The sequence below is a fragment of the Arthrobacter sp. Y3224198 genome, assembly GCF_059090025.1.
The window spans coordinates 1-19,300 of record NZ_JBNHFG010000015.1; the positions used below are offsets into that span (position 1 = coordinate 1).

A 19,300-nucleotide genomic window follows, 5' to 3' on the forward strand; every position below is an offset into this window, starting at 1 on the left:
GCGTGCCGTCCACGCCCTGGCGGGCCGCTGCGGCCGCCGGATCCTGGGCCTCGGCGGCCGGACGGGAAACGGTCACCACGCGGCCGCCCGGAGCCAGGCCGCGCAGGGCGGACCCGGCAGCCAGCACCGGTTCGCCGAGGTCGGCGGGGTTCGCGGCGTCGTCGAGCACAATGAGGATGGCGCCGAGCTTTTCCTTCGGCATCGCGTGCCGGCGGACATCCTGGTCCCAGGACAGCAGCAGCTGTGCCAGGTCATCGGCGGACTCGCCCTTGCCCAGCACCAGCACCGGTCCCGGCACCAGCGGCTTGGCCGGGTCGAAGCGGCGCAGGATGGCCGGCCGGGGCAGTCCGAGCTTCTTGGACAGGTCCTTGGTAATGCCGGTGTTGACCAGCTTGAGGTAGGTATCAGTCATGGTCAGCGCGCCTCCAGGATCGCGACGAGGCCCTGCCCGCCGGCAGCGCAGATGGAAATGAGTCCGCGGCCCGAGCCCTTTTCGTGGAGCATCTTGGCCAGCGAGGCCACAATGCGTCCGCCGGTGGCGGCAAACGGGTGGCCCGCCGCCAGCGAGGAACCGTTGACGTTGAGCTTGCTGCGGTCAATGCTGCCCAGCGGTGCGTCCAGTCCGAGGCGGGTGCGGCAGAATTCCTCATCCTCCCAGGCGGCCAGGGTGGAGAGCACGGTGCCGGCAAAGGCCTCATGGATTTCGAAGAAGTCGAAGTCGTCAAAGGTCAGGTTGTTGCGAGCCAGCAGGCGCGGGACGGCGAAGGCCGGGGCCATCAGCAGTCCGTCCTTGCCGTGTACGAAGTCCACGGCACCGGCTTCGGCGTCAACGACGTTGGCGAGCATCGGCAGGTCGTGTTCGCGGGCGTAGTCCTCCGAGCCCAGCAGCACCACGGACGCGCCGTCGGTCAGCGGGGTGGAGTTGCCGGCGGTCATGGTGGCGGCGTCGCCCAGGGACTTGCCGAAGACCGGCTTGAGCTTGGCGAGCTTCTCCATGGTGGTGTCCGGGCGCAGGTTCGCGTCCTTGGCCAGGCCGCGGTACGGGGTCACGAGGTCGTCAAAGAACCCGCGGTCGTAGGCGGCGGCCATGTTGCGGTGGCTGTTGAACGCCAGTTCGTCCTGTGCTTCGCGGGTGATCTTCCACTGGGCGGTGGTCAGGGCCTGGTGCTCGCCCATGGACAGGCCGGTGCGCGGCTCGCCCGTGGACGGGGCGTTCGGGGACAGGTCCTTGGGCCGGATCTTGGCGACGGCGGCCAGCTTCTGCTTGGTGGTGCGGGCACGGGACAGGTCCAGCAGTGCGCGGCGCAGCCCTTCGCTCACGGCGATCGGGGCGTCCGAGGCCGAGTCGACGCCGCCGGCAATGGCGGATTCCAGCTGGCCCAGCTTGATCTTGTTGGCCAGGCTGACCACGGTCTCCAGGCCGGTGGCGCAGGCCTGCTGGACGTCGTAGGCAGGGGTTTCCGGCGACAGTGCCGAGCCCAGGACGGCTTCACGGGTGAGGTTGAAGTCGCGGGAGTGCTTCAGGACGGCGCCGCCGGCCACTTCGCCGATCCGCTCGCCCTGCAGGCCGAAGCGGGCAACCAGCCCGTCGAGGGCTGCCGTGAGCATGTCCTGGTTGGAGCTGTAGGTGTACTTTCCGCCCGAGCGGGCGAAGGGAATGCGGTTGCCGCCGATCACAACTGCCTTGCGCACGGCAGGCGCGGCGTTGGGCGTTGCGGCGAGGGGTTCGGGCTGTGCAGCCATTCGTCGATCTCCTTGGGAGTCCATGGGGGTTTGGGTGACACATTGAGTGTGACGGTAGTTACTGTTACCCAGCGTACCTGATACGCTGGGTATCGTGAACAACGCACTTGAGGATTCTTCCCCCGGCTCCCCTGCCGGGGACGGCCGGGCGCTCCGCTGGGAAGCGCACCGGGCCGCACGCCGTCGTACCCTCATCAAAACGGCGCGGCGCGCCGTGCACACGCTCGGGTACTCGGCATCCATGGAGGAGATTGCGGCGGCCTCGGGTACGTCCAAGTCCGTGTTCTACCGGTATTTCGGTGACAAGGCCGGCTTGCAGAAGGCAATGGGCGAAACGGCGGTCGCCCGCATGCAGGAGAAGATCCTGGATGCCGGACGCACCGCCACCTCTCCCCGTTCCGGGTTGCGTGCCATGGTGTCCGCGTATCTCCAGATGGCGGAGACCTCACCGAACGTCTACCTGTTCGTCACCGGACGGCTCGCCGAGGGCGGCCCTGATCAGCAGGTGGACACCACGCTGTCCCATTTCTTCGAAACCATCACCGCCATGATGGATTCGGCCATGCGCCACTATCTGGCCGGCCGGGAAGTTCCGCCGGAAGCCAGCGCCACCGCGCAGTACTGGCCCACCGCGGCGCTGGGCATGATCCGTGCCGCCGGTGAACGCTGGATTGCGGCGCCGCCGGGCCCCGGCAAGCCTACCGAAGAGCAAATGACCGATCAGCTGACTGCCTGGCTGTTCGACGGCATCGGCTATGACCAGGGGCATACGCCCCTGTCCAGGAATACAGCTACCCCTACCCCAAGGCCCCACAACCCCTAAAGGAAAACGCAATGACGCAGACACTTTCCCCGACCGAGCGCCAGCTGCCGGCCAGCGCAACGATCAGCGACAACGACGCCGCTGTGGTGGATACCGAATCGCTGGGCCGGGCCCTGCTGGGCAAGTGGGCGGACATCCGCCTGCAGGCACGTGAGCTGGCCGGCCACCCGGAACTGCACACCCCCGCCGGCCTGAGCCACCACGAACACCGTGAACGGGTCATGGGCCAGCTGAAGATCCTGGTGGACGCCGGTGCCGTCCACCGCGCCTTCCCGAAGTACGTGGGCGGCGAGGACAACCACGGCGGAAACGTTGCCGGTTTCGCGGAACTGGTCACCGCCGATCCGTCGCTGCAGATCAAGGCCGGTGTGCAGTGGGGTCTTTTCGGTTCCGCCGTGCTGCACCTGGGCAACCGTGAGCACCACGAGAAGTGGCTGCCCGGCATCATGAGCCTGGAGATTCCCGGCTGCTTCGCCATGACCGAAACCGGCCACGGGTCCGACGTCGCCAGCATCGCCACAACGGCCGAGTACGACGCGGAGACGGAAGAGTTCATCATCAACACGCCGTTCCGTGCGGCGTGGAAAGACTACATCGGCAACGGCGCCGTCAACGGCAAAGCGGCTGTGGTCTTCGCCCACCTGATTACCAAGGGCGTGGACCACGGCGTGCACGCCTTCTACGTCGAACTGCGCGACGACAACGGGTTCCTGCCCGGTGTGGGCGGCGAGGATGACGGCGTCAAGGGCGGACTGAACGGCATCGACAACGGCCGGCTCCACTTCTCCAACGTGCGCATTCCCCGGACCAACCTGCTCAACAAGTACGGCGACGTTGCCGAGGACGGGACCTACACCTCCGCCATTTCCAGCCCGGGCCGGCGCTTCTTCACCATGATCGGCACCCTGGTCCAGGGCCGCGTCTCCCTGGACGGCGCCGCCGTTGCCGCCAGCAAACTGGCCCTGAAGACCGCCATCCAGTACGGCACCGAACGCCGCCAGTTCAACGGTTCCTCCGACATCCGCGAAGAGGTGCTGATGGACTACCAGCAGCACCAGCGCCGCCTGCTGCCGCTGCTCGCCACCACCTTCGCGGCGTCCTTCGCCCACGATGAACTGCTGCAGAAGTTCGACGACGTCTTCTCCGGCGCCCACGACACCGACGAGGACCGCCAGGACCTGGAGACCCTCGCCGCAGCGCTGAAGTCCCTCTCCACCTGGCACGCCCTGGACACGCTGCAGGAATGCCGCGAAGCCACCGGCGGTGCCGGCTTCCTGGCCGAGAACCGGTTCACTGCCCTGCGCGCCGACCTGGACATCTACGCCACCTTCGAAGGTGACAACACGGTGCTGCTCCAGCTTGTGGCCAAGCGCCTGCTGGCCGACTACGCCAAGGAATTCGCCGGTGCCGACTTCGGCGTGCTGGCCCGCTACGTGGTGGGACAGGCTGCCGATGTGACCGTCCACCGCACCGGCCTGCGCCGCATTGCGCAGACGGTTGCCGACTCCGGTTCCGAGAAGAAGTCCGCCATCGCCCTGCGTGATCCCCGGGCCCAGCACGACCTGCTGGCCGACCGGGTCAGCACCATGGTGGCCGAGGTTGCCGGCGCGCTGAAGGCCGCCCGCAACATGCCCAAGGAGAAGGGCGCGGCGGTCTTCAACGAAAACCAGCACGCCCTGATCGAAGCCGCCCGCGCCCACGCCGAGCTGCTGCAGTGGGAAGGCTTCACCCGGGCCCTGGACCGCATTGACGACGCCGGCACACGCCAGGTCATGACCTGGGTCCGTGACCTGTTCGGGCTGTGCCTGATCGAGAAGAACCTGGGCTGGTACCTGATGAACGGCCGCCTGTCCGCGCAGCGGGCACGCACGCTGGGCCCGTACATCAACCGCCTGCTGGCCAAGATCCGCCCGCACGCCCTGGACCTGGTCGACTCGTTCGGCTACGGACAGGAGCACCTGCGCGCGAAGATTGCCTCCGGTGCCGAGAAGGCCCGCCAGGACGAGGCCATGGAATACCAGCGCCTGCTGCGTGCCAGCGGTGCGGCCCCCGTGGACGAGAAGGTACTGATTGCCCGTGAGAAGGCAGCCAAGAAGGCCGGACGGAAGCCCGGCAAGAAGTAGCACCGCAACCGGCGGCGAAGGCCCCGGGCAGAGAAAAGGCGCCGCCGCCCTGCAGGAAAAGCAGGGCGGCGGCGCCTTTTTGGTTGGCCCGCGGCTAGGGCAGGACGGAGCGGTACACGGCCAGGGTGGCCTCGGCAATGGACTCCCAGGAGAACTGCTCGGTGGCCCGGATACGGCCGGCGCGGCCCATCCGTTCGGCCATCTCCGGATCGGTGACCACGGTGGTCAGTGCGGCAGCGAAATCGCGGACGAACGCTTCCGGGTCCAGCGGGGTGCCCGTACCGTCGGTGACCTGCTCGATGGGCACCAGCAGGCCGGTGACACCGGAATCCACCACTTCCGGGATGCCGCCGGTGGCGCTGGCCACCACGGCGGTGCCGCAGGCCATGGCCTCAAGGTTCACGATGCCCAGCGGTTCGTACACCGACGGGCAGGCGAACACGGTGGCAACGGACAGGATCTTGATCAGTTCCGCGCGCGGCAGCATCCGCTCGATGACGACGATGCCGGTGCGCGTACGCCGCAGGTCCTCGATCAGGACGGCGGTTTCGGCCGCCAGCTCCGGCGTGTCCGCAGCGCCCAGGCACAGCACCAGCTGCACCTCCGGCGGCAGCAGCGCGGCGGCGCGCAGCAGGTACGGCACGCCCTTCTGCCGGGTGTTCCGGCCGACGAAGACCACGCTGGGCCGGTCCGGATCAATCCCGAAGGCGCGCACGCCGTCGGAGTCCGGGTCCGGCTGCCACTGGTCCACGTCAATGCCGTTGTGGACCACCTTGACCTTCTCCGGGTCCACATCGGGGTAGCTGCGCAGGATGTCCCCGCGCATGCCGTGCGAGACGGCGATGATGGCTGCGGCTGCCTCGTAGGCTGTTTTCTCCACCCAGGAGGAGACGGCGTAGCCGCCGCCGAGCTGTTCGGCCTTCCATGGCCGCAGCGGCTCCAGGCTGTGTGCGCTGAGCACATGCGGGATGCCGTGCAGCAGCGACCCCAGGTGGCCTGCCATGTTGGCATACCAGGTGTGCGAGTGGACCAGGTCCGCCCCTGCCAGCCCGCCCAGGATCTCCAGGTCCGTGCCCAGGGTCTGGACCGCCGGATTGGCTCCGTCCAGCTCCGCCGGCACCGCATAGGCAGTCACTTTGGCACCGTGGAAATCGCCGGGGCGCGGGGCCCCGAAACAATGCACATTCAGATCAACTTGTCCGGCCAGGACCCGGCTGAGCTCGGCAACATGGACGCCTGCTCCCCCGTAGATTTCCGGCGGGAATTCCTTCGACACAATATCTACTCGCACTAAACCAACGTAGTGCACCGGGCAACCTGTGATCTAGTGTGAAGTCAGTAGACTTACTTCCGGAAGAGGTTCATGACCATGGCGCCAAAGAAGGTCCTGGCAGTTGTCCTTGCGGGCGGCGAAGGCAAACGCCTGATGCCGCTCACTGCAGACCGCGCAAAACCCGCAGTTCCCTTTGCCGGGCGTTACCGGCTGATCGACTTCGCACTCTCAAACCTGGTGAACTCCGGGTACCTGCAGATCGTGGTCCTGACCCAGTACAAATCGCACAGCCTTGACCGGCACATTTCCGAAACCTGGCGGCTCTCCACGCAGCTGCAGAACTATGTGGCCTCCGTCCCTGCGCAGCAGCGCGTGGGCAAAAGCTGGTTCCTGGGCAGCGCAAATGCCATTTACCAGTCGATGAACCTGATCGACGACGCCCAGCCGGACATTGTGGTGGTGATCGGTGCCGACCACGTCTACCGCATGGACTTCTCACAGATGGTCGAAGCCCACATTGCCTCCGGTGCCTCGGTGAGCGTTGCCGCCGTACGGCAGCCGCTGCATCTGGCGGACCAGTTCGGCGTCATTGAAACGGACCCGGAGAACCCCGGACGGATCGGCGCCTTCGTGGAGAAGCCCGAAACGACGCCCGGCCTCCCGGACGACCCCGGCAGCTTCCTGGCCTCCATGGGCAACTACGTGTTCAACACGGATGCCCTGGTTTCCGCACTGCAGGCCGACGCCGAGCGGCTGATCACCAAGCACGACATGGGCGGGGACATCATCCCGTACTTCGTGGAGCGCGGCGATGCCGCCGTCTACGACTTCACCACCAACGTCATCCCCGGCGCCACGGGCAGCGACCACCAGTACTGGCGAGACGTGGGCACCCTGGACTCCTACTACGACGCCAATATGGACCTGATCTCCCCGTTGCCCGCGTTCAACCTGTACAACCTGCAGTGGCCCATCTACACCCGGCAGAGCATTTCCCCGCCGGCCAAGTTCGTGCGCAGCGCCTCTGACCAGGCCGGCACCGCGTTCGACTCGATTGTTTCGGACGGTACGGTGATTTCCGGCGGCACCGTCACCGGCTCCGTCCTGGCGCAGGACGTTTACGTTGCATCCAACGCCGTGGTCTCCGACTCCGTGCTGATGGACAAGGTGCACGTGGGTGAAGGCGCCGTGGTGCGCCGGGCCATCATCGACAAGAACGTGCGGATCCCTGCCGGCGCCACCGTGGGTGTGGACCGGGAACTGGACCTCAGCCGCGGCTTCACCGTGACCGAGTCCGGCCTCACCGTGCTGAGCAAGGGCCAGCGCGTTCCGGTGGAAAAACCGGAGGGCTAGGCCCACAGAGGCCGGCACGGCATCGCGCCAGGGGGCGCCGGGGTTGGACTCCCCGGCGCCCCCTGGCGCGATACGGGTTCTTGGGCCCTTCTCCGGTATCCTCGAAGTGCGCACTCCAGTTGTGCCGCGCCGTGAATCCGCCGGTGTTGATACCCCAGAAGGCCCAGATGAGCACCCCAGAAGTCCCGGAAGAACTAAGCCCGGAAGAGATCGAGACCGCATTGAAGGTCCTGGCTTCCATCCACGTCCTGGACGAGGAAGATCCCGATTACGTGGCGGTCCGGCGGGCCACCGCCAAGATGTTCAAGTCCGTGAAGAAACACCGGAAGAACGAAAAGCGTTCGGCCGTGGCCGAAGCGGACCGCGCCGTCGTCGCGCTGACCGCCACCGGCGCCGCGGACCGCATTGACGATGAAACCCGCGGTGCCCAGCTCACCAGCGCCGCGCACGGGCCCTCCGCCGGAACCCTGCTGCGGCCGCGCAACTGCTACATCTGCAAGCAGCCCTACACCGTGGTGGACGCCTTCTACCACCAGCTCTGCCCCGAATGCGCCGCGTTCAGCCACGCCAAGCGTGATGCCCGCACCGACCTCACCGGCAAGCGTGCGCTGCTGACCGGCGGCCGGGCCAAGATCGGCATGTACATCGCACTGCGGCTGCTGCGCGACGGCGCGCACACCACCATCACCACCCGCTTCCCCAAGGACGCCGCCCGGCGCTTCGCTGCCATGGAGGACTCCGGGGACTGGCTGCACCGGCTGCGGATTGTCGGCATTGACCTGCGTGATCCGGCGCAGGTGATCTCCCTGGCCGAGTCCGTGGCCGAGGCCGGACCGCTGGACATCCTGATCAACAACGCCGCGCAGACCGTCCGCCGCTCAGCCAACGCCTACCGGCCGCTGACTGACGCCGAACTGGCACCGCTGCCGGACGGCCCCATGCCCGAGCTGGTCACCTTCGGCCATACCTACGACGCGCACCCCACGGCACTGGCGGGGTCTGTTGCCGCGCACCCGGTGCTGGCCGCCGACGCCGTCACCTCGCTTGCGCTGACGGCCGGTTCCTCCTCGCTGGCCCGGATGGAGGCCGGCACCGCGATCGACGCCGGCGGGCTGGTGCCGGACACGGCGCCGATCAACAGCTGGACCCAGGTGGTGGACCAGGTGGATCCGCTCGAAATGCTCGAAGTGCAGCTGTGCAACGTCACGGCGCCCTTCCTGCTGGTCAACCGGCTGCGTCCGGCCATGGCCGCCTCCCCCGCGCGCCGGAAGTACATCGTGAACGTCTCCGCCATGGAGGGGCAGTTCTCACGCCGCTACAAGGGGCCCGGCCACCCGCACACCAACATGGCCAAGGCGGCCCTGAACATGCTCACCCGCACCAGCGCGCAGGAGATGCTGGACACCGACGGCATCCTGATGACCGCGGTGGACACCGGCTGGATCACGGACGAACGGCCGCACCCCACGAAGGTGCGCCTCGCGGAGGAGGGTTTCCACGCTCCGCTGGACCTGGTGGACGGTGCCGCCCGCGTCTACGACCCGATTGTCATGGGCGAAAAGGGCGAGGACCAGTACGGCGTCTTCCTCAAGGACTACAAGCCCTCACCCTGGTAGGCGTTCCGGGCGGGCAGCCGCACGGCGCCGGGCGGCCCGCTGCACTGCCTTGCCGATCTCGGAGACCACCAGCACGCTGGAGCCCACGGCCAGGCAAAGGAACCACTGTGCGCTGGTCAGCGGCACCGTGTCGAAGAATCCCTCGAAGATGCTCAGTTGCACCACCAGCACCTGCAGCACAACCACCGCGGCCAGCGAGACCCAGATGGCCCGGTTGGTGAAGGTCCGCAGGGTGAATACGCTGCCGGTCTCGGACCGGACGTTCAGCAGGTTGAACACCTGGTAGAACACGAACGTGGTGAAAGCCATGGTGGTGGCGAAGTTGGTGCTGCCGGCGCTCTCGGGGAACAGGTCCGGCGCCGTGACCAGCACCGTGCAGGTGCCGGCCGCCATCACGATGCCCAGCAGGGTCAGGATGGCAATCCGCCGGCCGGTCAGCAGCGGCTCGGATGCCCGCCGCGGCGGGCGGGACATCACGTCGGGGTCCGTGCGGTCCACTCCCAGGGCCAGGGCGGGCGGGCCGTCCATGATGATATTGACCCACAGGATCTGCAGGGCAGTGAACGGCGCTCCCCCGGCGAAGCCGAAGGTGGCCGCGGCCAGGAAGATCAGCACGAACCCCCACGCGGTGGTGAGCTGGAACCGGACGAACTTCAGGATGTTGTCATAAATGCCCCGGCCCTCTTCGACGGCTGCCACGATGGTGGCGAAGTTGTCGTCGGTCAGGATCATTTTGGCCGCACCCTTGGACACGTCGGTGCCGGTGATGCCCATGGCGATGCCGATGTCCGCGCGCTTCAGTGCCGGGGCGTCATTGACGCCGTCGCCGGTCATGGCCACCACGTACCCGTCCGACTGCAGCGCACTGACCATGCGGATCTTGTGTTCCGGAGATACCCGCGCCAGCACCCCCAGGCCGGGGGCGTCGGAGCGCAGCTGCCGGTCATCCATGGCATCCAGTGCGGTACCCGCGACCGCCTTTCCTTCGATGCCGAGGTCCCGGGCAATGGCCGAGGCGGTCACGAGGTGGTCGCCGGTGATCATATGGACGTCGATTCCGGCCGCGCGGGCGCGGGCCACTGCCTCGCCGGCTTCCGGACGCGGCGGGTCCATGATCCCGACGACGGCGTACAGCACCAGGTTGGCGGCCTCGGCGGCGAGGGCCTCGGGCCCGGACGGCAGGGACGCATCCAGCACCCGGCCCGCCACGGCCATGGTGCGCAGCCCGGCGGTGGCCAGGGCGTCCACATCGCGGCTGATCCGGGCGCGGTCCTCGGGATCCATCGGCACGGGCCCGTCGGTGGTCATCAGGAAGGCGGTACGGTCCAGCACCACCCCGGGTGCGCCCTTGACGTTGCAATGCAGCGCCGCGCCGTTGTCGGAATGGTTGAAGGTCGCCATGAACTTGTACTCGGAATCAAACGGCACCTCCGCCAGCCGCCGGTGTGTTGCCCGGGCACCGGCCACGTCGATGCCGCCCTTCTCTGCCAGCACCACCAGGGCACCCTCGGTGGGATCGCCGGTCAGCCGGCCGTCTTCCACCGAGGCGTCGTTGCACAGCGACATGGCGAGGTAGGCCTCGGTCAGCACCGGGACCGGCTGCCCGTCCGGGCTCAGGATCTTGCCGTCCGTTGAATAGCCGTTGCCGGTCACCCGGAAACGGCGCCCGTCCGGGGCGTAGAGCCGGCGCACCGTCATTTCGTTCAGGGTCAGCGTGCCGGTCTTGTCGGTGCAGATCTGCGACGTGCTGCCCAGTGTCTCCACGGCGGCCAGCTGCTTGATGATTGCCCCGCGCGCAGCCAGCCGGGACGCCCCCATGGCCAGGGTGAACGCCACGACGGCGGTCAGCCCCTCGGGAATGGTGGCCACGGCCAGCGACACGGCAGTAAGGAACAGATCCTCCCAGCTGTCTCCGCGCAGCAGCCCGAGCACAAAGACCAGGGCCACCACGGCCAGCGCAATCCAGGTCAGCACCCGGGCCAGCTGATCGATGCTGCGCTGGAGGGTGGTTTTTTCCTCGGTGGTGCTGCCCAGCAGATGGGCGATGGTGCCGATCTGCGTGTCCATTCCGGTGCCGGTGACCAGCAGCTCGCCGCGGCCGCGGGTGACATCGGTGTCCATGTAGAGCAGATTGGTGCGGTCCGCCACCGGCAGTTCCGGGTCCGACAGTGCCCCTGCCACCTTGTTGGATGGTTTGGACTCCCCCGTAAGTGCCGCCTCGGCCACCTGCAGCCGCACTGCCTCGAGCAGCCGGCCGTCCGCCGGAACACTGTCGCCGGCCTCGAGCAGCACCACGTCGCCGGGGACCAGATCCTTCCTTTCCACCGTGGTCCGGTTCCCGCCGCGCAGTACCCGGCAGTTGTCCACCGAAGCGTTCCGTAGTGCTTCCAGGCTGGACTCGGCACGCTGTTCCTGGACATAGTTCAGGGCCGTGTTCAGGATGATTACCAGCAGGATCACCACCGGCGTCTCCCATTCGCGGGATACCACGGCGCTGATGACGGCGGCAAAGATCAGGACGATGGTCAGCCGGTCCGAGAGCAGGCGCAGGATCTTCCGCCAAGCCGGAACCCGTTTGCCTTCAGCCAGCTGGTTGGGGCCGTAGCGCTGTATCCGCTGGTGTGCCTCCTCAGGGGAAAGGCCTGCCGCGGGGTCGGTGCCCAGGGCCGCGGCAACCTCCCCGGCGGAAAAGAGCCACGGGGCGTCCAGGGCCGGCTCCACCGCGGTAGGGGCGCTGCCGGCGTTGTTGGGTGAACTCATGCTGCCCCTGTTGCTTGAGGATGGTGCACCAATGGTAGCAACGTCACATCCGACAGCAGTACGACCGGGGGCGTGGGAGCTCCCGTTACGCACGGATCCGGGCTTTGGAATCCGGCCCGGACTGCGGCAGTGTGGACTCGTGCCGAACTCTCCCGCCGTCCCGCCGCCCTCCGCGTCCCCGCGCAAATCCGTCGGAGCCGCGCTGCGGCGGACGGCCCCCGGGTTGCTCACGGCTGCTGCCGCCGTCGCTGTTGCCTATCTGGTCCATGCACTGGTGCCTGCCGTGCCGGTACTGACCGCTGCCGTGGTTCTCGGCCTGCTGGCGGCCAACCTGCCCGGTGCCGCGTCCGCCGCCGCGGGAGCCTGGCGGCCCGGGCTGGCCCTGGCCGCCAGGCGGTTCCTGCGCATCGGGATCGTGCTGCTGGGCCTGAAGGTCTCACTGGTGGACATCGCCGGGCTGGGCTGGATGGCCCTGGCACTGATCGTGGCCCTGGTCCTGGCCTCCTTCGCCGGAACATACGCCATCTGCAAGCTCCTCCGGCTGCCCGGGGAGGAACCGCTGCTGATCGCGTCCGGCTTTTCCATCTGCGGCGTGTCCGCCATCGGCGCCATGGCCGCCGTGCGGCGCAGCCGGACCGCGGACACCGTGGTCCCCGTCGCTTTGGTCACCCTCTGCGGAACCCTTGCCATCGCGGCGCTGCCGCTGGCCGGGGGGCTGCTGGGCCTTCCGCCCGAGGTTTTCGGGACCTGGGCCGGAGCGTCGGTGCATGACGTCGGCCAGGTGGTGGCCACCGCCCAGACCGCCGGTACCGCCGCGCTGGCCGCCGCCGTCGTCGTGAAGCTGGCACGGGTGGTGCTGCTGGCCCCCATGACCGCTGCCGCCGGCCTGCTGGCCCGGCGTGCCCGTGCCGGTGCCGCTGAAGCAGGGAACGGGCCTGCCGCGGGCGGCAGCGGCACGAGGCCGCCGCTGGTACCGCTGTTTGTCCTTGGCTTCCTCGCGATGATCCTGGTCCGCACCACCGGGCTGCTGCCCGAAACCCTGCTGGCAGCCGCCGCAGGCCTGCAGGAGCTGCTCTTCGCCGCAGCCCTATTCGGACTGGGCGCCGGGGTGCGGGCCGGCACCCTTTTTGCCTCGGGGATCCGGGCGGTGGCCGCGGCATTGGCCTCGTGGGCCTGGGTGGCAGGGCTTGGCCTCGCCCTGGCGCTTTTCCTGGCACGGTAGGCCCCGGGAGGGCCACTTAGGCTGTCGGAGGGCGGGCAACGGTCAGGACCCTCTTCCCACGGGTCGCCGGCTGGCTAACATTGTCCATGCCTTTCGCACAGAGCGGCTCCGGATCGAGACGCACGCTGCCGCGTCTGAGCCGTCGCGGGAAGCTGCGGTGGGGGCCCGCGGCTTGGCCGGCAGGTGCCGGGCTGGTGTTCTGCGCCGTGATCCTCTGGGCCCTGGCAGGCAATCTCATTAACCCGCATTTCGGCGCCTCCCGATACCGGATGGACTGGTCCCTCGCGGCCGGGGCCGCGTTCCTGCTCGTGTCCGCCGCGCTCTGTCTCCTGCTGGACCGTCCGGTACCGGGCAGGGTCCGGCACCGGGGATGGAAGACCGCCGCGGGAATCTTGATCTGGAGCGCCCTGCTGGTGGTCCAGCTGCGGGTCGCCTATGCCGTGCGGCTGCCTCCGGACTGGGACGTCCATGCAATCCACGAGTCCGCCGCCGGGCTGGCCAACGGGTCCATGGACGCCGTGACCCCGTACTTCCGGATCAACCCGAACAACCTCCTCCTGACACTGCTTCTGGCCCGCTACGACGCCGGCGCCCTGGCGCTGGGCGTCAAGGACCTGGCAACCGCGGCGGCTTTTCTGAACGGCGTGATCCTGTGCGTTGCAACGGTACTGACGTACCTGACTGCGCGCATGATGGGCGGGCCGGTGGCAGCGGCCCTCACGGTGCTTCCGGCAACGGTATTCCTGGGCTTTTCGCCTTGGGCCGGGGTGCTCTACTCGGACACTGCGGGAACGCTGTTCACAGTGCTGATCCTGTTTCTGCTCGTGGCCTCCTGCCGCACCCGCCGGACCTACGGCCGCGTCGCCCTCTGGGTCCTGGCGGGCGGCGTAGGTGCAATAGGCGTAGGGATCAAGCCGACTGTTGCCATCTGCCTCATCGCAGCCGGTGTGACGGTCGCATGTTTGCTTGTCCGCAGGAAAAACACGGCAGTGCTGCTGGCGGCTTCGGCCGTGGTCGGCGGCAGCTTCATCCTGGGCAACCGGCTGATTGCGGCCTTTCTGCAGCGGACGCCGGCGGTGGGCTTCGACCCCGGGAACAGCCCGGATGCCATGAATCCCGGACACTTCCTCAAAGTCGGTGCGCAAACCGCACAGGGGCCCTACGGTCCGTTGTACGGGTCCTACAACCAGTTTGATTATGAGCAGACCCTGGCCATCAGGGGCAGCAGCGAAAAGTTCCATGCCGGCCTGGACGCGTACCTGGACCGGGTGGATGCCATGGGGCCCGGCGGGTATCTGCGGTTCCTGAACGACAAGCTGCTGTGGGTCACCGGAGACGGTTCCTTCTTCACCTGGGGTGAAGGACGGCTGACCGGCCGTGATTTCCTGTCGACGGCTGCTGGGGACCGGTGGCTGCAGGACCTTTTCAACAACACCGGACCGCACTTCCAATGGATGCTGTCGGTGTGGCAGGGCACGTGGTTCGCCGTCCTGCTGCTCGTGGCATTGCCGTTGCTGCTGCGGACTCCGTTCCTGATGCGGCCGGACATCTCCGCCCTGCGGATTGCACTGCTCGGGCTGCTGATGTTTGTCCTGCTCTTTGAGGGCAGGGCACGATTCCTCTACCTCTACTCACCGTATTTCATCATCCTGGCGGCGCTGTCCTGCCAAGCTGTCGTTGAACGGCTGCGGAAAGGGAGAGACCGTGCTCCAGCGGGTGCGGGCGTAGAAGTGATTGAATGATCAGGTGCCTAACCAGAACCTGACCCGTGATGAAGCCGCCCTGCGTTCCCGACTGCTCTCCGTATCGTCGTACGACGTCCACCTTGATGTGGGCAACGCCGAAGACCCGGACGCCGCAGGCTTCCGTTCCCGGAGCACCATCACCTTCAGCTGCTCCGAGCCGGGCGCGGCAACCTTCCTGGACTTCATCCACGGCGGCGTGGGGTCCGTAGTGCTCAATGGCCGCGAACTGGACCCGGCCGAAGCCGTGGAGGGTTCCCGGATCCATCTGCCGGACCTGCAGGAGCAGAACACCGTGACGGTGGACGGAACCGCCCTGTACAGCCGCAGCGGCGAGGGCCTGCACCGTTTCCGCGACCCTGCCGACGGGCGCACCTATCTGTACACCCAGTACGAGCCGGCCGACGCCCGCCGGGTCTTCGCCAACTTCGAACAGCCGGACCTCAAGGCCGAGTTCACCTTCAGCGTCACGGCGCCCAGCGGCTGGCAGGTGGCGTCCAACGGCGTCGAAACCGCATGCACCCCGCTGGCCGGAGGCACCCTCAGCCGCTGGGACTTCGCGCCCACGCAGCGCATTTCCACCTACATCACCACCGTGCTGGCCGGACCCTATTTCCGGGCCGACGACGAGTGGTCCCTCCGGCTGGAGGACGGCACGGACCTGCGGATCCCGCTGGCTGCCTACTGCCGCGCTTCCCTTGCGGAGTACTTCGACCCGGAGAACATCTTCGCCGTCACGAAGCAGGGCCTTGACTGCTTCCACGAGCTGTTCGCCTACCCCTACCCGTTCGGCAAATACGATTCCGCCTTTGTGCCCGAGTACAACCTGGGCGCCATGGAAAACCCCGGCCTGGTGACCTTCACCGAGGCCTATGTCTTCCGCTCCCGGGCCACCGAGGCGCAGTACGAGGCACGGGCCAACACCATCCTGCACGAGATGGCACACATGTGGTTCGGCGACCTGGTGACCATGCAGTGGTGGGATGACCTGTGGCTGAAGGAATCCTTCGCCGACTACATGGGTGCGCTGGCCGTGGACCGCGCCACCGGGTTCACCAACTCATGGGTCAGCTTCGCCAACCGGCGCAAGGCCTGGGCCTACGTCCAGGACCAGCTGCCCACTACCCACCCCATCGTGGCGGACATCCCCAACCTGGAAGCCGCCAAGCAGAACTTTGACGGGATCACCTACGCAAAGGGCGCATCGGTACTGAAGCAGCTGGTGGCCTACGTCGGCTTCGACACCTTCATCGCGGCCGCCAGGGGATATTTCCGCGACCACGCCTTCGGCAACACCACCCTGGCGGACCTCCTCGCCGCCCTTGCCGCCGCTTCCGGCCGGGACATGGGCCTGTGGTCCCGGCAGTGGCTGCAGACCGCAGGGGTGCCGGTGCTGGTGCCCGAAACCGAGACCAACGACGCCGGCGCCTACACTTCCGTGGTCATCCGGCAGGACGCCCCGGACCCGGTCAGCGGCGAACAGGTTCCCCGCCCGCACCGCCTCCGCATCGGCCTCTACGACTTTGACGATGCCGGCGCCCTGGTGCGCACCGACAGCATTGAACTGGATGTGGCCGGGCCGCGCACCGAGGTGCCGGAACTGGCCGGCAGGCCGCGGCCGGCCCTGCTGCTGCTTAATGACGAGGACCTCACCTACGCCAAGATCCGCTTTGATCCTGCCTCCCTGGCCACGCTGCTGGAATCCCTGCACCTCCTCGCCGACCCGCTGGCCCGGGCCATTGCACTGTCCGCCCTGTGGAACAGCGTGCGCGACGGGGTGCTCAGCGCCCGGGACTACGTGCACCTCATCCAGCGTGCCGCCCCGCATGAAACCGGTGCCGGCGTGCTCCAGGTGGTGCTGGACAACGCGCTGAGCGCCATTGAGTACTACGCACCGGCCTCCCGCCGTGATGCACTGCGTGCGGAATTCCAGGACTGCATTGCCACCCAGCTGCGTGCTGCCGCCCCGGGCAGCGACCGGCAGATTATCTGGGCGCGGGCGGCTGCCGCTGCCGGGCGACGCAGTACGGGCTCCAACGCGCTGCTGCGCGGACTGCTGGACGGTACCGCGGGCATCAGCGGATTGGCCGTGGACTCGGACCTGCGCTGGCGGATCTGGCTCGCGCTGGCGGCCACCGGTTCCGCAACCCGGGCCGAGCTCGACGCCGAACTGGAACGGGACAACACGGCGTCGGGCCGGGTGGGGCACACCACCGCCGCCGCCGCGTTCCCCGACCCGGCCGTGAAGGACGCCGCCTGGCAGGCCGCCGTGCATTCCGAGCGGCTCTCGAATGAACTGTTGTCCGCCACCATCACCGGGTTCGGGCTGGGCAGCCACGAGCTGCTGGACGGTTACATTCCCGATTACTTCGCGTCCCTGTCCGACGTCTGGTCCGGCCGCAGCATCGAACTGGCGTCCCGGGTGGTGGGAGGACTTTACCCGGGCCACCAGGACGCGGCGCCGGACACGGTCCCGGCGGACCACCCGGTGGTCCAGCGGTCCGTGGAATGGCTGGAGCAGAATCCGCACGCCCCGGCCGCGCTGCGCCGGATCATCATCGAGCAGCAGGACCAGCTGCTGCGCTCCCTGCGGGTCCAGGCCGCCGGCCAGTAACGCCCCACGCCGCCCGGCCCGCCAGCGGAGCCGGGCGGTGTCAGGCCAGCTGCGGCTTGGCCACGGTCAGGAGAATCGCCGAGTCCTCCAGGGCATGAACGGAGTGGCGGGCCTGCGGAACAATCAGGAGGTCTCCTGCGGAGCCGTCCCAGCTGACCTCCCCTGAGGCCAGGCTGATCCGGCCCTTGAGCACAAACACGGTGGCCTCGCCCGGGTTCTCGTGCTCGTCCAGCCGGAATCCGGCCTGCAGGGCGATGACGGTCTGGCGCAGGATATGCTCATGCCCGCCGTACACCGTGGCGGCGCTACGGCCGCTGGCGGCCTGGCCCGCGGTTTCCATCTGCCGGCGGACAAGGGCGGTGAGCGACTTTTTCTCCATGCCCGCAGTGTAGGCCGCGGCGGCCGCACCCGGGTAGCGGGACGGCCGCCGCGGTACCTTACGGTGCTACGGGACGCGGTTCAACCACTCCTGGGTGTCGAATTTGTCCCGGACCTTCTGTTCGGCCAGCTTCATCTCTTCGTCGCTGATTCCGGCCTGCACGGCCCCGTAGCGTGCGGTGAAGGTGTCGATCATCGTGGCGATGATGTCCTCGCGGGAGAGTCCGGTCTGGCGCTTGAGCGGATCCACCCGCTTCTTGGCGCTGGTGGTCCCCTTGTCGGAGAGCTTTTCCTTCCCGATCCGCAGCACCTCCACCATCTTGTCGGCGTCGATGTTGTAGGACATGGTCACGTGGTGCAGCATCCCCCCGCTGCTGAAGCGCTTCTGTGCGGCGCCGCCGATCTTGCCCTGGTCGGTGGCCATGTCATTGAGCGGGACGTACCAGGCCTGGATGCCGAGCTTCTTGAGGGACTCCATCACCCAGGCGTCCAGGAACGGATAGGAGTCGGCAAAGCTCAGGCCGTCCACCAGGGACTGCGGCACGTAGAGGGAGTAGGTGATGGCGTTGCCGTGCTCCATGAACATGGCACCGCCGCCCGTGATGCGACGGACCACGGTCACACCATGGCGTTCCGCTCCCCCGGGATCCACTTCGTTCTTCAGCGACTGGAAGCTGCCGATCACCACGGACGGGGACTCCCATTCCCAGAACCGCAGGGTGGGGTTCCGGCGGCCGGCACCCACTTCCTCGGCCAGGACCTCGTCCATGGCCACATGCATGTGTGTGGACAGCGGGGTGGGAGGAATGATTTCCCACTGGTGGTCTCCCCAACCGGTGGCCTTGCCCAGCGCCCGGCGGACGGCGGTGGCGACGGCCTCCGGTGAGAAGCCGAAGAGCACCGTATCCGGGGAGAGCCGGGACTGGATGGCGGCGGCAATGTCGCCGAACCCGGTTTCGGCGGGCAGCCCTTCCAAAGCCGCATTGATGTCATCCAGCGCTTCATCGGGCTCCAGGAAGAAGTCCCCGCCGAGGGAGACATCCGCCAGCTTTCCGTCCCGGACATCGAGGTCCACCACTACGAGCTTGCCTCCGGGGACCTTGTATTCCCCGTGCCGCCGGCTGCCGTTTTCGCCTGCCATCACCACTCCTCTGCTTGACCGTTCCGGGACCGGACGGTCCCCCCGATACGGGGAAAGGCCCGCCCGGCTGATGCCGGCGGACCTTTCTCCACGTGTTAGTACTGTTTCCGGCGCGTTACTTCTTGCCGCCGAAGCCCTTGAAGCGGGCGTTGAAGCGCTCGACGCGGCCGGCCGAGTCCATGATGCGCTGCTTGCCCGTGTAGAACGGGTGCGATGCGGAGGAGATTTCCACCTCGATGAGCGGGTAGGTGTTTCCGTCTTCCCACTCGATCGTCTTGGAGGACGTGGCGGTGGAGCTCGTCAGGAAAGCGGTGTCGGACGCGAGGTCACGGAAGACAACCGGAGCATACTTGGGGTGGATATCAGACTTCACAGTTTTACCTTCTTTTGGTGCCTGGATTTTGCCAGGCACAGGTGGTTAAAAGCTTTATCGGCCGGTGTTTCGGCCAGCAACCCATACTAGCGCATTTCCCTCCCCGGCAGGAAACAGCGCCGGACGCCGTGTCTGGCGC

At 67.6% G+C, this 19,300-nt stretch carries 13 protein-coding genes and 1 pseudogene; 7 read left to right on the plus strand and 7 right to left on the minus strand.

From position 1 onward, the window contains the following. Both AC5RUF_RS10000 and AC5RUF_RS10005 read right to left on the minus strand, forming a co-directional pair. Nucleotides 1-412, minus strand: a pseudogene (locus tag AC5RUF_RS10000) (3-oxoacyl-ACP reductase); the annotation flags it as partial. Nucleotides 413-414: 2 nt separating this feature from the next. Beyond that, nucleotides 415-1,743 carry an acetyl-CoA C-acetyltransferase gene (locus tag AC5RUF_RS10005; protein WP_493997448.1) on the minus strand — a complete coding sequence of 443 codons (1,329 nt, stop codon included), beginning with the start codon at nt 1,741-1,743 and terminating at the stop codon, nt 415-417. Between the two features lie 94 nt (nt 1,744-1,837). Here AC5RUF_RS10005 and AC5RUF_RS10010 point away from each other — a divergent pair, with 94 nt between their 5' ends. Next, complete coding sequence (locus tag AC5RUF_RS10010) at nt 1,838-2,566, plus strand: TetR/AcrR family transcriptional regulator (RefSeq protein WP_493997447.1); 729 nt, start codon at nt 1,838-1,840, stop codon at nt 2,564-2,566. Between the two features lie 11 nt (nt 2,567-2,577). Beyond that, nucleotides 2,578-4,689, plus strand: coding sequence for an acyl-CoA dehydrogenase family protein (locus AC5RUF_RS10015; RefSeq protein WP_493997446.1), 2,112 nt, complete (start codon nt 2,578-2,580; stop codon nt 4,687-4,689). Between the two features lie 94 nt (nt 4,690-4,783). On the opposite strand, the gene glgA is transcribed toward AC5RUF_RS10015, so the two are convergent. Further along, a complete protein-coding gene (gene glgA, locus AC5RUF_RS10020) occupies nt 4,784-5,980 on the minus strand; it encodes a glycogen synthase (RefSeq protein ID WP_494130475.1) in 1,197 nt (398 codons plus the stop codon). Nucleotides 5,981-6,052: 72 nt separating this feature from the next. Here glgA and glgC point away from each other — a divergent pair, with 72 nt between their 5' ends. Further along, nucleotides 6,053-7,315 (plus strand): glucose-1-phosphate adenylyltransferase, encoded by a 1,263-nt coding sequence (gene glgC / locus AC5RUF_RS10025; RefSeq protein ID WP_493998174.1) that lies wholly within the window; start codon nt 6,053-6,055, stop codon nt 7,313-7,315. 167 nt (nt 7,316-7,482) lie between these two features. Further along, nucleotides 7,483-8,931, plus strand: coding sequence for an SDR family NAD(P)-dependent oxidoreductase (locus AC5RUF_RS10030; RefSeq protein WP_494130476.1), 1,449 nt, complete (start codon nt 7,483-7,485; stop codon nt 8,929-8,931). Here the strand turns inward: AC5RUF_RS10030 and AC5RUF_RS10035 are convergent. Further along, nucleotides 8,920-11,691, minus strand: coding sequence for a cation-translocating P-type ATPase (locus AC5RUF_RS10035; protein ID WP_494130477.1), 2,772 nt, complete (start codon nt 11,689-11,691; stop codon nt 8,920-8,922). The two genes, AC5RUF_RS10030 and AC5RUF_RS10035, sit on opposite strands and share 12 nt — an antisense overlap. Nucleotides 11,692-11,830: 139 nt before the next feature. Here AC5RUF_RS10035 and AC5RUF_RS10040 point away from each other — a divergent pair, with 139 nt between their 5' ends. The 3 genes from AC5RUF_RS10040 to pepN all read left to right on the plus strand — a co-directional run bounded on the left by AC5RUF_RS10040 (nt 11,831) and on the right by pepN (nt 17,269). Continuing rightward, on the plus strand, nt 11,831-12,913 hold the full coding sequence (locus AC5RUF_RS10040) for a YeiH family protein (RefSeq protein WP_494130478.1): 1,083 nt from the start codon (nt 11,831-11,833) through the stop codon (nt 12,911-12,913). Between the two features lie 194 nt (nt 12,914-13,107). After that, nucleotides 13,108-14,655 (plus strand): hypothetical protein, encoded by a 1,548-nt coding sequence (locus tag AC5RUF_RS10045; protein ID WP_494130479.1) that lies wholly within the window; start codon nt 13,108-13,110, stop codon nt 14,653-14,655. Between the two features lie 4 nt (nt 14,656-14,659). Further along, nucleotides 14,660-17,269 carry an aminopeptidase N gene (gene pepN, locus AC5RUF_RS10050; protein WP_494130480.1) on the plus strand — a complete coding sequence of 870 codons (2,610 nt, stop codon included), beginning with the start codon at nt 14,660-14,662 and terminating at the stop codon, nt 17,267-17,269. A 40-nt stretch (nt 17,270-17,309) separates the two neighbouring features. Here pepN and AC5RUF_RS10055 read toward each other — a convergent pair whose 3' ends face one another. The 3 genes from AC5RUF_RS10055 to AC5RUF_RS10065 all read right to left on the minus strand — a co-directional run bounded on the left by AC5RUF_RS10055 (nt 17,310) and on the right by AC5RUF_RS10065 (nt 19,161). After that, the gene (locus AC5RUF_RS10055; RefSeq protein ID WP_493998254.1) at nt 17,310-17,648 is read right to left on the minus strand and encodes a cupin domain-containing protein; all 339 of its coding nucleotides are present in this window, start codon (nt 17,646-17,648) and stop codon (nt 17,310-17,312) included. A gap of 66 nt (nt 17,649-17,714) precedes the next feature. Beyond that, nucleotides 17,715-18,788, minus strand: a complete 1,074-nt coding sequence (gene lplAB / locus AC5RUF_RS10060; RefSeq protein ID WP_493998255.1) for a lipoate-protein ligase LplAB — start codon at nt 18,786-18,788, stop codon at nt 17,715-17,717. A gap of 115 nt (nt 18,789-18,903) precedes the next feature. Further along, nucleotides 18,904-19,161, minus strand: a complete 258-nt coding sequence (locus tag AC5RUF_RS10065) for a type B 50S ribosomal protein L31 (RefSeq protein ID WP_493998256.1) — start codon at nt 19,159-19,161, stop codon at nt 18,904-18,906. Nucleotides 19,162-19,300 lie beyond the last annotated feature (139 nt).

Bases quoted from the DNA above. Each gene is read 5' to 3' on its own strand.
- AC5RUF_RS10005 (WP_493997448.1), bottom strand. From the start codon at position 1,743: ATGGCTGCACAGCCCGAACCCCTCGCCGCAACGCCCAACGCCGCGCCT.
- AC5RUF_RS10015 (WP_493997446.1), top strand. From the start codon at position 2,578: ATGACGCAGACACTTTCCCCGACCGAGCGCCAGCTGCCGGCCAGCGCA.
- glgC (WP_493998174.1), top strand. From the start codon at position 6,053: ATGACCATGGCGCCAAAGAAGGTCCTGGCAGTTGTCCTTGCGGGCGGC.
- AC5RUF_RS10030 (WP_494130476.1), top strand. From the start codon at position 7,483: ATGAGCACCCCAGAAGTCCCGGAAGAACTAAGCCCGGAAGAGATCGAG.
- AC5RUF_RS10035 (WP_494130477.1), bottom strand. From the start codon at position 11,691: ATGAGTTCACCCAACAACGCCGGCAGCGCCCCTACCGCGGTGGAGCCG.
- AC5RUF_RS10055 (WP_493998254.1), bottom strand. From the start codon at position 17,648: ATGGAGAAAAAGTCGCTCACCGCCCTTGTCCGCCGGCAGATGGAAACC.
- lplAB (WP_493998255.1), bottom strand. From the start codon at position 18,788: ATGGCAGGCGAAAACGGCAGCCGGCGGCACGGGGAATACAAGGTCCCC.